Origin of the sequence: Pantoea jilinensis, from assembly GCF_019104105.1 — a bacterium.
Classification (GTDB): Bacteria; Pseudomonadota; Gammaproteobacteria; order Enterobacterales; family Enterobacteriaceae; genus Pantoea; species Pantoea eucalypti.
In genome coordinates this window covers 3309121-3322772 of the sequence record NZ_CP077746.1, presented here as the reverse complement: position 1 = coordinate 3322772, position 13652 = coordinate 3309121, and the positions used below count along the sequence as shown (strand labels likewise).

The window sequence follows — 13652 nt, the reverse complement described above, 5'->3', positions numbered from 1 at the left end:
GGAAATATGAAGGGACAGAGCCGTCTTGACCAGATTATGGATTACCTGAAAAGCCATAATCTGGTGACTGTTGAGCAACTGGTCAGTGCGATTTCCGCCTCACCCGCCACGATTCGACGTGATTTGATTAAGCTGGATAAAGAGGGCGTGATCAGCCGCAGTCATGGCGGCGTTACCCTGAATCGTTTTATCCCTGCCCAGCCAACCACACTGGAAAAAATGCAGCGTAACCTGGCCGAGAAGCAGGCGATCGCAGAATGCGCCGCCAGCTTTGTCCGGGCAGGGGATGCGGTGGTGCTGGATGCGGGCACGACCATGCTGGAGCTGGCGCGTCAGCTCACCCATCTGCCGCTGCGTGTGATTACCGCCGACCTGCACATTGCGCTGTTTCTGTGTGAATTTAAGCAGATCGAAGTGACAATTATTGGCGGCCGGATCGACGACTCCAGTCAGTCCTGTGTGGGTGAACATGGACGGCGGTTGCTGCGCAGCATCAATCCCGATATTGCGTTTGTCAGCTGTAACTCCTGGAGCCTTGAGCGCGGTATTACCACGCCGACTGAAGAGAAAGCGGGGCTGAAACATGACCTGCTGGCCAATGCGGCGCGTCGGGTTCTGCTGGCGGACAGCAGTAAATATGGCTCCTGGTCGCTGTTCTGCGCGTCACCGGTGGATGATCTGACCGATGTAGTGACCGACAGCCGGTTAGACGAGGATGTCTGCCGCACGCTGCGCGAGCGCGGTATTACGCTGGCGCTGACCTCTGCCTGAACTGAACGCGCCGTGCTTCTCTGACCTCATCGTAAAGCAGGGTGAGAGCAGCGCTGCGCGTTTATCTTCTGCAGTCGCCGTTAACGCGCGTAGGCGTCATGCTCTTCGCGCGTTAACGGCGCGTCTACCGTAACCCGCTCAAACCTCAGATTCGTTACGCCCGCTATTTTGCCAAACTCCTGCGCCTGCAGCGTAATATCGCTGAAACTCAGCTGTTCGATTGGGTTTTCCGGCGTGCCTTCAACAAAAAAGGCGCGGGAAAACGCCGCTGGCTGAGTCAGGCTGCTGCTGATATGACTGATACTGATATTCTCAACCCGCGTCAGGCCAGCATCACCCGTGACGCCTGATGCCAGCTTACGCCAGTGTGGCGGCTGTTTGGTGTCGGCGGGCTGTTCGCTGTAGCTGTACTGCGGGAACCAGTTCAGCTGCAGCATAAACGGATAACAGACATCCTCCATCTTCAGATGGCGAACCACGATGTTTTTGATCCAGCCGCCGCGATTTCGGGCGGACTTGATGCGAAAGCCGACGCCAGTGCCGGAAAAACGGTTGTGTTCGATGATGACATTTTCGATACCGCCAGAGGTTTCGCTGCCCAGGGTAATGCCCGAACCTTTCAGCAGAGTGCAGTCGCGAATAATGATATCGCGTGCGGTTCTGCCGAGCTGCTGTGCTTCCGCGCCGCGACCCGATTTCACGCAGATATTGTCGTCATTGCAGGAGACCGTACAGCTCTCCACACGCACTAACTGGCTGGAATCAATATCAATGCCGTCGGTGCTGGGGCCGGTGGCGTTCATGACACGTAGCCTCTGCAGATTCACCTGTTTCGAATAGCAGACGTGCAGGTTCCAGAAGCCGGAATCCTGTGAGGTGAAGTCCTCCAGCGTCACGCATTCGCTCTCGTAAACCACTACGTTACGTGGACGCCTGCAGTCGTAATCCACCACCCAGCGCAGGCCGCGACGGGTATAGTCCGCCAGCATCCCGCTGTTCTCGTCGTCGCCCCAGAATTTATGCCACCAGACGGCACCCTGTCCGTCGAACGTGCCGCTGCCGCAGACGGTGACGTTGCGGCAGTGATTAATGTTAAGCATCGCCGCGGGCCAGACCATATCAATTCCCGCCACGCGCGTAGGGATGTCCGGGTAGTCCTCCAGCCGCTGGCTGCCGAGCAGCATGGCATCTTTCGCCAGCTCCAGCGTCATCTCACTTTTCAGAAACAGCGCACCGGTCAGAAAGCGGCCAGCCGGGATCAGCACCGTGTCGCCTGCTGATGCGCTATCAATCGCGCGCTGTATCGCCTGAGTGGAAAGTGAGGTGGCGTCCGGGACGGCAGCGAAATCAATAATGTTAATTCTTGCCATTTTTTTTGCCTGTAGTGGTTGAGAAATGAGCGTTCAGCGCTGAAAGTAGCACGCTCTGGCAGGCAAATTATTGCTGGCGATCAGGGAATTACGGCGGTTGCCGTGATGAAAAGTCGGAGGGATAAGTGGGAAGAGACGCGCAGGTTATGGGGTGTCACGCTGCGCGCCGGATCATCAGAGGGTTTTCAGGCCCACTGAGGGGATATTTCTGCCGTAGTAGATCTCACGCATCTCTTTCCACAGCAGGTCAGTAATACGCTTATGCTCCTGCGGGCTGAGATCTTCCGGGCGGGTGTTAAACAGGTAGTGTTTCAGGTCGAACTCTTTCAGCAACATCTTGGTGTGGAAGATGTTCTCCTGATAGACATTCACATCCACCATGTCATACATCGCTTTCATATCGTCAGACATGAAGTTCTGAATCGAATTGATCTCGTGATCGATAAAGTGCTTCATCCCTTTCACATCACGGGTAAAACCGCGCACCCGGTAATCGACGGTAACGATGTCTGACTCCAGCTGGTGGATCAGGTAGTTCAGCGCCTTGAGCGGTGAGATCACGCCACAGGTTGAGACTTCAATGTCCGCACGGAAGGTGCAGAGCCCGCCTTCAGGATGGCTCTCCGGATAGGTATGCACGCAGATATGGCTTTTATCGAGATGCGCCACTACCGAGTTTGGCAGCGGGCCTGGATGCTCGGAGTTATCGATATCTTTGGGATCGATCGGCTCTTCACTGACCAGAATCGTGACGCTGGCTCCCTGCGGTTCATAATCCTGGCGTGCAATGTTGAGCACGTTAGCCCCGATAATTGAGCAGGTCTCCGTCAGGATTTCCGTCAACCGGTTAGCGTTATATTGTTCATCAATGTAGGCGATGTAACCATCGCGTTCAGCTTCAGTATTCGCGTAACAGATATCGTAAATACAAAAACTCAGGCTTTTCGTCAGGTTATTGAAGCCATGTAGTTTTAGCTTTTGCAATTTTGTTAACCCCTTAAAAATGCCCGATCAGCACGCGGCAGATAAAGCATTTAACAGATATTGAGGCAGAGCAAAGCTGCCGGTATGAATCGCTGGTGTGTAATAACGGCAGGTCAGGCCAGCAGCCTTGAAACGTGTCTGCAGAGTGGCGGTATCAAGCTGGCGCAGCGCCGGATTATCACTCGCCCAGGCAAAGGTCATAATACCGCCGTAGTAGGTCGGAATCGCCGCCTGATAGAAACTGACATCGCCAAAATAGTGGCTCAGCTTGCGATGGCTGTTGACGGCTTCATCCTGCTGAAGGAAGCAGACGCCATTCTGCGCCACGAAGATGCCATTTTCATTAAGGGACGCTTTGCAACCCGCATAAAATTCGGAGGTAAACAGACTCTCGCCCGGACCAATTGGATCCGTACAGTCAGAGATGATGACATCGAATTTTTCCTGGGTCTGATTGACGAAATTAACGCCGTCATCAATCACCAGCGTAAAGCGTGGGTCGTCATAGGCGCCTGCACTGTGGTTTGGCAGATACTGGCGACAGAAGGTTACGACGCCCGCATCGATCTCCACCATAGTAATCTTTTCGACTTCAGGATGACGTGATACTTCACGCAGCATTGCGCCATCGCCGCCGCCGATAATCAGGACGCTCTTCGCCGCGCCATGCGCCAGCAGTGGAACGTGAGTCATCATTTCATGATAGATAAATTCGTCGCGTTCGGTGGTCTGAACAACGCCGTCCAGCGCCATAACACGGCCCATTGCGGCATTTTCGAAAATGATTAAATCCTGATGCGCAGTCTTTTCACGGTAAAGCTCTTTGTCTACCGTGAAATACTGGCCAAAACCAGCATGAAGGGTTTCATACCACGTTTCATTTTGGGCCATGGTGCTCTCCTCTGATGACATCGCCATGAAGATGGGCGGCACATGATAGCTAACACTGACCGCCGTTGCACGGTCAATGTCCGGCTGCAGAGGGCAGAGCTGTTACCTGACGTAGGCCAGCAGGCTCAGGGAATCGCGGGCCAGTGACTTACATTTTTTATCGTTGGTGATGGCGATGCCGCTGAGATCGCGATAGCTATCTTCGCCCAGCGCCTTCATGTTGTAGTTGCTGTAATTACTTAAATCCCAGCGGTTCTGCTGAGCAAAAAAGACCAGCGCTTTGCGAATCTGCGCGTCCGGTAAATCCTGATAGCCACAATCATTTTTCAGATAGACGAAAACCGCCGTGAGATCAGCCAGATCTTCCGCTTCGGATTCACTCAGGGCAAAACTGGTGGAGGAGAAGCCAAGGAGTCCCGTCAACAGCAGGATCCTGATACTTTGCTTCATAGTCTTTCTCTTCAATGGATATTGCTCATGACGTTAGCACAGTTATTCTCAGATTTTCGATTAATTTGGCGCTGCAGGGCGCTGTACCGCCTTTTTTCGTCAGATTCTCACGGGTAAGACTTGACCTTCCCATAAGGTCAGGGTTTAGGCTGTCTGCACTGATGCCACAAGGATGATCACCATGCAACGTCGCCATTTCCTGAAACTCACCGCCACACTGAGTGCAGCCGGAGCTTTGCCGCTCTGGAGCCGTTCGCTGATGGCGGCCACCCGTCCACTGTTGCCGATCCCGTCGCTGCTGGAACCTGATGCCAGGGGAAGCTACAGCCTCACCGCGATGCAGGGCACCACCCAGTGGAACGGCAAAGCGGTGCCGACCTGGGGCTATAACGGCAGCCTGCTGGGACCGGTGCTGAAGATGCAGAGTGGTAAACCGGTTACGGTCAACATCTATAACCGCCTCAATGAGGCGACCACCCTGCACTGGCACGGTCTGGAAATCCCCGGCGCCGTCGATGGCGGCCCGCAAGCGGTGATTGCGCCTGGTGGTTCGCGTCAGGTCTCTTTTACGCCCGATCAACCCGCCGCCACCTGCTGGTATCACCCGCATTTGCACGGTAAGACCGGGCATCAGGTGGCACAGGGGCTGGCGGGCCTGATCCTGCTGGAAGACAAAGAGAGCGGAACGCTGCGCTTGCCTTCGCAGTGGGGCGTGGATGATGTGCCGCTGATTTTCCAGGATAAGCAGCTGACCAAAGATGGCAGCCATATTGATTATCAGCTCGACGTGATGCGCGCCGCGGTGGGCTGGTTTGGCGACATGATGCTGACCAACGGCGTGCAGTATCCGCAGCATGCAGTACCGCGGGGCTGGATGCGTCTGAGGCTACTCAATGGCTGTAACGCCCGTTCGCTGAACATTGCCGCCAGTGATAAACGTCCTCTTTATATCATCGCCAGCGATGGCGGTCTGCTGGCTGAGCCCGTCAAGCTCGACGCGTTACCGCTCCTGCCGGGCGAACGTTTTGAGATAATGATTGATACCTCTGATGGCAAGGCCTTTGATCTGGTCACGCTGCCGACAGAGCAGATGGGCATGACGCTACCGCCGTTTGACCAGCCGTTGCCATTGGTGCAGATCCTGCCGCTGCGGGTGATGGCCAGCGCCACGCTGCCGGATCGGCTGGCGACGCTGCCCGCGCTGCCGGCCACCGACGGACTGACGACACGCTGGCTGCAACTGATGATGGATCCGCAACTGGACCAGCAGGGCATGCAGGCATTGATGCAGCGCTACGGCGAGAAAGCGATGGGCAAGGGCGGTCATCATTCGATGCCGCAGACGCCGAAGAAAAAGGCGGCAGAGCCGATGGACGGTATGGAAGGTATGGAAAACATGGAAGGTATGGATCACAGCATGCACGGCAATGCGCCGCCCGCCGGTTACGATTTCCACAACGGCAACAAGATCAACGGCCAGGCCTTTGACATGAAAAAACCGTCGTTTGCGGTGAAACTGGGTGATTATGAAAAATGGACGATTTCAGGGGAGGGCGATGCCATGCTGCATCCGTTCCACATTCATGGCACTCAGTTCCGTATTCTCTCTGAAAATGGCAAACCGCCCGCTCCGCATCGGCAGGGCTGGAAAGATATGGTGAATGTCGACGGCTGGCGCAGTGAAGTGCTGGTACGCTTCAATTATGTCGCCGCCGCCGAACACGCTTACATGGCCCATTGCCATCTGCTGGAGCATGAAGATACCGGCATGATGCTGGGCTTTACCGTGAGCTGATTACACCTGATCGAGCGCCAGTTTGATGTCTTCAATCAGGTCGCCGGCGTTCTCGATGCCAATCGACAGCCGCACCGTGGCGTCAGTGATACCAATACGCTGACGCACCGCCTGCGGCACGCCGGAGTGGGTGGTACTGCCAGGATGGCTGGCCAGCGACTCGGTACCGCCCAGGCTCACCGCCTGCTTAAACAGTGACAGCGCATTGAGAAAACGGAACGCCGCAGCCTGGCCGCCGGTGATATCAAATGAGAAGGTTGAACCCGCGCCGCTGCACTGTTCACGATAAGTCTTACCTTCGGCGCTCTCCGCATCCAGATAAGGTAGCCAGTGCAGCTTCGCCACTTTCGGGTGATCGCGCAGAAACGCCGCGACCGCTTCCGCATTTTGAAAAGCTTTCTCCATCCGCAGCGACAGGGTTTCCAGCGAGCGGCTAAGCATCCAGCTTGAGTGCGGATCCAGCTGCGTGCCGATGGCGCTGCGCAGGGCGCGCACTTTCGCCATCAGCGCCTTATTGCCCATTGCGGCACCCGCAATAAGGTCAGAGTGACCGCCTACATATTTGGTTAACGAATAAAGCGACAGGTCAGCGCCCAGCGTCAGCGGCTGCTGGAACAGCGGGCCGAGCAGGGTGTTGTCACAGGCGATAATGGGTCGTGAACCCTGCTGCTGGTCAATCTCATCGGCAATACGCGCCATCAGGCGGATATTGACCAGGCTGTTGGTGGGATTCGCCGGCGTTTCAATCAGGATCACCGCCACCCGGCCCTGCGCCATCGCCTGCTGAGCGGCATCCCGCACTTTGACTTCATCATTACCGTCGCTGAAACCCACGGCCTGAATATCCAGATTGTGAAGCGTTTTGCTGAGCAGCGTTTCGGTGCCGCCATAGAGCGGCTGGGAGTGCAGGATCACCTCGCCTGGACGGGCAAACGTCAGCAGAGCAGTGGAAATGGCGGCCATGCCGGAAGAGAAAAGCGAACAGCTTTCTGCCTGCTCATAAACCGCCAGCCGATCTTCAACAATTTCGCTGTTAGGGTGATTAAAGCGGGAATAGACCAGACCACCAGATTTGCCTTCCGGTGGCTCACGTCGGCCAGAAACGTAGTCAAAGAAGTCCCGCCCCTCTTCGGCGCTGTCGAAGACAAATGTTGACGTCAGAAACACGGGCGGCTTCACCGCACCTTCAGAGAGGCGGGGATCATAGCCATAGTTCAGCATCTGAGTTTCAGGGTGAAGTGGCCTGTCGCCAATATGCGTTTTTTTGCCTGAATATGAAGTCATTGTGATCTCCGGCCAGCGGCGCGAGTAGAGTAACGATCTGTTGGATAAAGGCTACCATGCAGCGAATCATGCTGGTAAATGCCAGAATGTTCTAAGGTAATGCGCAATTCTGTGACCTGCAGACCCTGTGTGATAAATTTCTCGACGTAATCGTTTGCTTTGGGTGCCGCACAGCCGTCGCGGCTGCGTCTGTGATAGACTTCGGGGCTTTCTGACGTAACCGGGCTGAACGCAATGAAACACACTGTTGAAGTGATGATCCCTGAACAGGCAATCGCCACGCGCATCGCTGAACTGGGCAAAGAGATTAACGAGCACTACCGCGACAGCGGCAGCGATATGGTGCTGGTAGGGCTGCTGCGCGGCTCATTCATGTTCATGGCTGATCTCTGCCGCGCCATTGATGTGCCGCATGAAGTCGACTTTATGACGGCTTCCAGTTACGGCAGCGGCATGTCCAGCACACGTGATGTGAAAATCCTGAAAGATCTGGATGAAGACATTCGTGGCAAGGATGTGCTGATCGTCGAAGATATCATCGACTCGGGTAACACCCTGAGCAAAGTACGTGAGATTCTGCAGCTGCGTCAGCCAAAATCACTGGCGATCTGTACCCTGCTGGATAAGCCAGAGCGCCGTGAAGTCGATGTAAACGTTGAGTATGTCGGCTTTGCGATTCCGGACGAGTTCGTGGTGGGCTTTGGTATCGACTATGCTCAGCACTATCGCCATCTGCCTTATATCGGCAAAGTGGTGCCGCTGGAATCCTGATCCCGCTCTGACCGCACATTCTTCCAAGGCCTGCACCGGTTAGCTGGTGTAGGCTATGTCGCGCTTTACGCCGCGATCGGCTCAGGATTCGCCGTTCATCCGCAGATTAGCAATGCCATTACGGTAGCGCTGTTCGAGGATCTCCCGGCTGTTTGCCGTGACATTAAGGTTACGCAGGCAGCCGTCCTGAATGCCATAGACCCAGCCGTGCAGGGAGACATCTTTGCCGCGTTTCCAGGCAGATTGCAGCACGGTCGAGTGACCCAGGTTATAGACTTGTTCAATAACGTTGATTTCGCACAGTTTGTCCAGGCGCTTATCCGGCGGGAGTTCCCCCAGCAACACGCTATGCTTGTACCAGAGGTCGCGGATGTGCAGCAGCCAGTTGTCGATTAATCCCAGCTCCGGGTTATCCATTGCCGCCTGCACACCGCCGCAGCCGTAGTGGCCGCACACGATAACGTGTTCCACTTCCAGCACTTCAATAGCGTACTGCACCACGGACAGACAGTTCAGGTCAGTGTGGATCACCAGATTGGCAACGTTGCGGTGAACAAAAAGTTCGCCAGGTTCCAGTCCGGTCAGGCGTTCGGCAGGGACACGGCTATCAGAGCAGCCAATCCACAGAAAGCGCGGTTTTTGTGCCTGGGCGAGACGCTCAAAAAAGCTGGGATCTTCTTCAACCAGTAATTTTGACCATTCGCGGTTGTTTCTGATCAGGGTATTAATGTCTGTCATGGCGTTGAGCGACCGGTTACTGCGCAAAGTGCGCGCGCGTACTATATGCCAAGGTCTGATAAATTTAAACGGCATTGCAATGCCACCAAAACAGGGTATGGATGCAGAATGACTTATGCACTGGAACTTTCCCGGCTGACCAAGACCTATCCCGGCGGCGTGCAGGCGCTGAAGGGCATCGATCTTAACGTTGAAGCGGGTGACTTTTATGCACTGCTGGGGCCAAACGGTGCCGGCAAATCCACCACCATCGGCATTATCAGCTCGCTGGTTAATAAATCCGAAGGCAGCGTGCGGGTGTTTGGCTACGATCTGGAAAAAGATGTGGTGAATGCCAAACGCCAGCTCGGCCTGGTGCCGCAGGAGTTTAACTTCAACCCGTTTGAGACGGTGATGCAGATTGTCGTGAGTCAGGCGGGCTACTACGGCGTTGAGCGTCGTGAAGCCAATGAGCGTGCGGAGAAGTATCTGAAGCAGCTTGATCTGTGGGGCAAACGCACCGAACGTGCGCGCATGCTCTCCGGCGGCATGAAACGTCGTCTGATGATCGCCCGCGCGCTGATGCATGAGCCTAAACTGCTGATTCTGGATGAGCCGACCGCTGGCGTGGATATCGAACTGCGCCGCTCCATGTGGGTGTTCCTGAAAGATCTTAATGCCAAAGGCACCACCATCATTCTCACCACCCATTATCTGGAAGAAGCGGAGATGCTGTGTCGCAACATCGGCATTATCCAGAGCGGTGAGCTGGTGGAGAACACCTCGATGAAAGGGCTGCTGTCCAAGCTCAAATCAGAAACCTTTATCCTGGATCTGGCACCGCGCAGTCCGCTGCCCTCGCTGGAAGGGTTTCAGTACCGGCTGACTGACACCTCAACGCTTGAAGTGGAAGTGCTGCGTGAGCAGGGCCTCAACAGCGTCTTTAGCCAGCTGAGCGCGCAGGGAGTGCATGTGCTGAGTATGCGTAATAAAGCCAACCGTCTGGAAGAGCTGTTCGTTGGCCTGACGACGCAGGGAAAAACAGGAGCAAAAGCATGACACATTTGTACTGGGTGGCGCTGAAAAGTATCTGGGCCAAAGAGGTTAACCGTTTCGCCCGCATCTGGATCCAGACGCTGGTGCCGCCGGTCATCACCATGACGCTCTATTTCATCATCTTCGGCAACCTGATTGGTTCGCGTATCGGTGAGATGCATGGCTTCAGCTATATGCAGTTCATCGTGCCGGGATTAATCATGATGGCGGTGATCACCAACGCCTATGCCAACGTGGCGTCGTCGTTCTTCAGCGCCAAGTTCCAGCGCAACATTGAAGAGCTGTTGGTTGCACCGGTGCCGACCCACATTATTATTGCCGGTTATGTTGGCGGTGGCGTAGCGCGTGGTGTCTGCGTGGGCATTCTGGTGACGGCGATCTCGCTGTTCTTTGTGCCGTTTCAGGTGCACTCCTGGTCGATGGTCGCGATCACGCTGCTGCTGACCGCCATTCTGTTTTCACTGGCCGGCCTGCTGAACGCCGTGTTTGCCCGCACCTTTGACGATATCAGCCTGATCCCGACCTTTGTGCTGACGCCACTGACTTATCTGGGCGGCGTATTCTATTCACTGAGTCTGCTCCCGCCAATCTGGCAGGCGGTCTCTAAACTGAATCCAATCGTTTATATGATTAGCGGATTCCGTTATGGCTTCCTGGGCATTAACGATGTGCCGCTGGTGTTTACGCTCACGGTACTGGTGGCCTTTATTCTGGTGTTCTACTGGCTGGTCTATGCGCTGATACAGCGCGGGCGCGGATTACGCACCTGACGTTAACCTGAATCATAAGGGCCACGCTTCGATAAGGGCGTGGCTTTTTTTTGCTGAGTAAAAAACATCCATACCTGCGGTTCTGGCTGGCCTTAAAATTCCCCCTGAAACCCACCCTGACGTTTCTGTTATGTCACTGAAGCCGCCTGGCGCCTCGCTTACATCCTTTCTCACAAAAAATAACCCTAAGTATTATCTGATAATAATCTGACACCTTTCTCTATCTTAATGATTCTTAACTGTTAAATTTTTTTTAAGAATAGCCTTAAGTTCTGACTGTTGTTTATTTTATTACGAATTATCAAAATACCGCCGGAATAAGGTTATTCCTCTGCTCAGGGATGAAAGGGTGGGCTTGGGATGTTCTCAATAAGAAAAATGGCATCGAATTCAGGGCCAGTTTTTAATAAAAGGCAGGAAAAGATGAATCGTATAACGTGGATCGATAATCTGCGGGGATTAAGTATTCTCGCAATCATTTTTTTGCACAGCACTATCGCCGTACATAATAACGCCGGACATTTTACCGCCTTTAGCAGCCTGTTGAACGAGATGCTGGCACCGGTAAGACTGGGGCTGATGTTCTTTGTTTCGGGTTTATTTGTCGATGCAGGGTTGAGAAAAGGCCTGGGGCCTTTTTTTAATAACAAAGTACGCAGTATTCTCTATCCTTTTGTGGTCTGGGTAGCCGTCTACGGCGGATTAAAAATCCTGTTCAGCTCAATGGCTAATACGCCGCAATCACCGATGAATATTATTCTCTCCCACCTGACCGGTGGCGGTGATATGACCTGGTTCCTGCATTCACTGTTTATTTTCTTTATTGTGATTATCTTTGCGCGTCACCTGCCATTCCTGCTGGTGTTTGCCATCTGTATGACGCTGAGCTGGGCGCTGCCGGCGATTGAGGCGGATGGCGTGTTTGCCAGCTTCGACAATACGCACATCAACAAATCGCTTTATCTGTTTGTCTTCTTCTATCTCGGCGATTACGTAGTGAGAAAGCAGGTGGATATTGCAGAGAAAGTGCAGCATGGTCCGACGCTGCTGATTTCAGTAGTGAGTTTTGTACTTCTTTCCTGCCTGAATATCTTTATACTGGAACGTCATTCCCAGGCGTTATTATCACCGCTGGCACTATTGTCGGTTCCGTTTTTTGTCTGGATTGCGCTTAAGCTGAAATCTGACCTGGTTTACTACATTGGCGTCAACTCTATTGTCTTCTACCTGTCGCATTATCTGGCGATTCAGTTCTTCAGTAAGATTGTGAAGTTTGAAAGCCCGTCAGCCTGGGTAAATGACCTGAAGTTTATTTCAGCGTTTCTGGTGGCGCTGGCATTGCCGTGGACATTATGTCTGATGAGAAAACACGGCTGGTTTAATTTCCTCTTTACGATGAAAAAGTCATCAAAGCCGATGACAACCAAACCGGTTTAATTGCTGGAGCAGAATTGAAAAGGGCCACCGTTTTATCGGCGGCCCTTTTTTTAGATAAACGATTAATCAGGCGATCTGTACTGGCAGTGCTTTCGCCAGACGTTTCATCTGGTTGTCACCTTCAAAATAGGCGACTTTAGGCAGCCACTGACGCGCTTCGGCATCCTCAACCTGCACATAGGAGCAGATAATTAATATATCGCCCTCGCAGGCGCAGCGGGCTGCTGCACCGTTGACTGAAATGATTTTCGATCCGCGCTCAGCCGCGATAGCGTAGGTGGAAAAGCGCTGGCCATTGGTGACGTTATAAATATCAATCGCTTCATATTGCAGAATGCCGGAAGCATCCAGGAAATCCTGATCGATAGCGCAGGAACCTTCATAGTTGAGGTCCGCCTGCGTCACCTTGACGCGGTGCAATTTGCCTTGCAGAACAGTGCGAATCATAGCCAGAAACCTTGTCAGAGAAATAAAACAACCTGCCGCAGAAAGAGTTACAGCGTCAGGTCAACAGTTTGATTATCAATCAGGCGGGCTTTACCCAGCCAGGCGGCCATCAGTACCACCGCGCGCTGACTGTCCACCGTCAGCGGCTGCAGTGTGTCCGCATCACAAATCGCCAGGCCATCAGGACGCAATCCCTGCGCCAGCAGTGCCTCGCTGGCGGCCTCGATGATCTCGTCAATCTGACGCTCGCCATTCTCCAGCCGTGTCGCCATCTGACGCATTACCTGGCTCAGCAACGGTGCCAGCTTACGCTCATCGGCTGTCAGGTAGCCGTTGCGTGAACTCAGCGCCAGGCCATCTTTAGCCCGCACGGTGTGCACACCCACAATCTCAATGTCAAAGCCCATATCGGCCACCATCTTACGAATGATAGCCAGTTGCTGAAAATCCTTTTCACCGAAACAGGCAATATCGGGCTGCACCAGATTAAACAGTTTGCTGACGATGGTCGCCACGCCGCGAAAATGGCCTGGTCGCATCGCGCCTTCCAGCAGGGAAGAGAGCACCGGCACCTCAACAAAGGTCTGATTCTGGGTACCCTGCGGATAGACTTCAGCCGGTGAAGGCGCAAAAACCACATCCACCTGGTGACGGTTCAGCTTTTCACAATCTTCCTGCAGCGTGCGCGGATACCGCGCGAGATCATCTTCGCGATCGAACTGCATGGGATTGACAAAGATCGAGACAATGACGATGTCGCCGCGGGCGCGCGCTTCATCCACCAGTGTCAGATGGCCTTCATGCAGGTTGCCCATGGTCGGCACCAGCGCAATGCGTTTACCCTGCTGACGCCAGCGACGGACTTCCTGGCGCAGCATCAACAGCGTTTCAATGATCAACACGGTGACT

Annotated in this window: 14 protein-coding genes; 6 read left to right on the top strand and 8 right to left on the bottom strand. The window is 54.1% G+C overall.

What is annotated here, in order from left to right; genetic code table 11:
• The first annotated feature begins 6 nt into the window (after window positions 1–6).
• Complete coding sequence (locus tag KTJ90_RS15740; RefSeq protein ID WP_499025363.1) at window positions 7–771, top strand: DeoR/GlpR family DNA-binding transcription regulator; 765 nt, start codon at window positions 7–9, stop codon at window positions 769–771.
• 80 nt (window positions 772–851) lie between these two features.
• Here KTJ90_RS15740 and KTJ90_RS15735 read toward each other — a convergent pair whose 3' ends face one another.
• From KTJ90_RS15735 to KTJ90_RS15720, 4 genes are all read right to left on the bottom strand, one after another.
• The gene (locus KTJ90_RS15735; RefSeq protein ID WP_499025360.1) at window positions 852–2141 is read right to left on the bottom strand and encodes a glycoside hydrolase family 28 protein; all 1290 of its coding nucleotides are present in this window, start codon (window positions 2139–2141) and stop codon (window positions 852–854) included.
• Between the two features lie 174 nt (window positions 2142–2315).
• The gene (gene speD / locus KTJ90_RS15730) at window positions 2316–3125 is read right to left on the bottom strand and encodes an adenosylmethionine decarboxylase (protein ID WP_003854677.1); all 810 of its coding nucleotides are present in this window, start codon (window positions 3123–3125) and stop codon (window positions 2316–2318) included.
• A gap of 27 nt (window positions 3126–3152) precedes the next feature.
• Window positions 3153–4016, bottom strand: coding sequence for a polyamine aminopropyltransferase (speE, locus tag KTJ90_RS15725; RefSeq protein WP_008925603.1), 864 nt, complete (start codon window positions 4014–4016; stop codon window positions 3153–3155).
• A 102-nt stretch (window positions 4017–4118) separates the two neighbouring features.
• Entirely contained in the window at window positions 4119–4466 is a 348-nt protein-coding gene (locus tag KTJ90_RS15720; RefSeq protein WP_003854673.1) for a YacC family pilotin-like protein, read from the bottom strand.
• Between the two features lie 181 nt (window positions 4467–4647).
• On the opposite strand from KTJ90_RS15720, the gene cueO reads away from it, so the two are divergent.
• The gene (gene cueO / locus KTJ90_RS15715; protein WP_286866118.1) at window positions 4648–6261 is read left to right on the top strand and encodes a multicopper oxidase CueO; all 1614 of its coding nucleotides are present in this window, start codon (window positions 4648–4650) and stop codon (window positions 6259–6261) included.
• On the opposite strand, the gene KTJ90_RS15710 is transcribed toward cueO, so the two are convergent.
• A complete protein-coding gene (locus KTJ90_RS15710) occupies window positions 6262–7545 on the bottom strand; it encodes a cystathionine gamma-synthase family protein (protein WP_286866119.1) in 1284 nt (427 codons plus the stop codon).
• 234 nt (window positions 7546–7779) lie between these two features.
• Here KTJ90_RS15710 and hpt point away from each other — a divergent pair, with 234 nt between their 5' ends.
• On the top strand, window positions 7780–8316 hold the full coding sequence (gene hpt, locus KTJ90_RS15705; RefSeq protein ID WP_008925605.1) for a hypoxanthine phosphoribosyltransferase: 537 nt from the start codon (window positions 7780–7782) through the stop codon (window positions 8314–8316).
• A gap of 81 nt (window positions 8317–8397) precedes the next feature.
• Here hpt and can read toward each other — a convergent pair whose 3' ends face one another.
• Complete coding sequence (can, locus tag KTJ90_RS15700; protein ID WP_003854664.1) at window positions 8398–9054, bottom strand: carbonate dehydratase; 657 nt, start codon at window positions 9052–9054, stop codon at window positions 8398–8400.
• 108 nt (window positions 9055–9162) lie between these two features.
• Between can and KTJ90_RS15695 the strand changes: the two genes are divergently transcribed.
• The 3 genes from KTJ90_RS15695 (at window position 9163) to KTJ90_RS15685 (ending at window position 12296) form a co-directional block, all read left to right on the top strand.
• Window positions 9163–10092, top strand: coding sequence for an ABC transporter ATP-binding protein (locus KTJ90_RS15695; RefSeq protein WP_003854662.1), 930 nt, complete (start codon window positions 9163–9165; stop codon window positions 10090–10092).
• Window positions 10089–10859 carry an ABC transporter permease gene (locus KTJ90_RS15690; RefSeq protein ID WP_003854661.1) on the top strand — a complete coding sequence of 257 codons (771 nt, stop codon included), beginning with the start codon at window positions 10089–10091 and terminating at the stop codon, window positions 10857–10859. The genes KTJ90_RS15695 and KTJ90_RS15690 overlap by 4 nt, the downstream gene beginning before the upstream one ends.
• Before the next feature lie 423 nt (window positions 10860–11282).
• Window positions 11283–12296, top strand: coding sequence for an acyltransferase family protein (locus KTJ90_RS15685; RefSeq protein ID WP_033763229.1), 1014 nt, complete (start codon window positions 11283–11285; stop codon window positions 12294–12296).
• A gap of 66 nt (window positions 12297–12362) precedes the next feature.
• Here KTJ90_RS15685 and panD read toward each other — a convergent pair whose 3' ends face one another.
• Together panD and panC are read right to left on the bottom strand one after the other, a co-directional pair.
• Window positions 12363–12743, bottom strand: a complete 381-nt coding sequence (panD, locus tag KTJ90_RS15680; protein ID WP_008925609.1) for an aspartate 1-decarboxylase — start codon at window positions 12741–12743, stop codon at window positions 12363–12365.
• A 47-nt stretch (window positions 12744–12790) separates the two neighbouring features.
• On the bottom strand, window positions 12791–13645 hold the full coding sequence (gene panC / locus KTJ90_RS15675) for a 4-phosphopantoate--beta-alanine ligase (RefSeq protein WP_499025353.1): 855 nt from the start codon (window positions 13643–13645) through the stop codon (window positions 12791–12793).
• Window positions 13646–13652: the final 7 nt, after the last annotated feature.

What these genes read in the sequence shown, in the direction of transcription:
- KTJ90_RS15740 (WP_499025363.1), top strand. Translation starts at nt 7, where the DNA reads ATGAAGGGACAGAGCCGTCTTGACCAGATTATGGATTACCTGAAAAGC.
- KTJ90_RS15735 (WP_499025360.1), bottom strand. Translation starts at nt 2,141, where the DNA reads ATGGCAAGAATTAACATTATTGATTTCGCTGCCGTCCCGGACGCCACC.
- speE (WP_008925603.1), bottom strand. Translation starts at nt 4,016, where the DNA reads ATGGCCCAAAATGAAACGTGGTATGAAACCCTTCATGCTGGTTTTGGC.
- KTJ90_RS15720 (WP_003854673.1), bottom strand. Translation starts at nt 4,466, where the DNA reads ATGAAGCAAAGTATCAGGATCCTGCTGTTGACGGGACTCCTTGGCTTC.
- cueO (WP_286866118.1), top strand. Translation starts at nt 4,648, where the DNA reads ATGCAACGTCGCCATTTCCTGAAACTCACCGCCACACTGAGTGCAGCC.
- KTJ90_RS15710 (WP_286866119.1), bottom strand. Translation starts at nt 7,545, where the DNA reads ATGACTTCATATTCAGGCAAAAAAACGCATATTGGCGACAGGCCACTT.
- hpt (WP_008925605.1), top strand. Translation starts at nt 7,780, where the DNA reads ATGAAACACACTGTTGAAGTGATGATCCCTGAACAGGCAATCGCCACG.
- can (WP_003854664.1), bottom strand. Translation starts at nt 9,054, where the DNA reads ATGACAGACATTAATACCCTGATCAGAAACAACCGCGAATGGTCAAAA.
- KTJ90_RS15695 (WP_003854662.1), top strand. Translation starts at nt 9,163, where the DNA reads ATGACTTATGCACTGGAACTTTCCCGGCTGACCAAGACCTATCCCGGC.
- KTJ90_RS15690 (WP_003854661.1), top strand. Translation starts at nt 10,089, where the DNA reads ATGACACATTTGTACTGGGTGGCGCTGAAAAGTATCTGGGCCAAAGAG.
- KTJ90_RS15685 (WP_033763229.1), top strand. Translation starts at nt 11,283, where the DNA reads ATGAATCGTATAACGTGGATCGATAATCTGCGGGGATTAAGTATTCTC.
- panD (WP_008925609.1), bottom strand. Translation starts at nt 12,743, where the DNA reads ATGATTCGCACTGTTCTGCAAGGCAAATTGCACCGCGTCAAGGTGACG.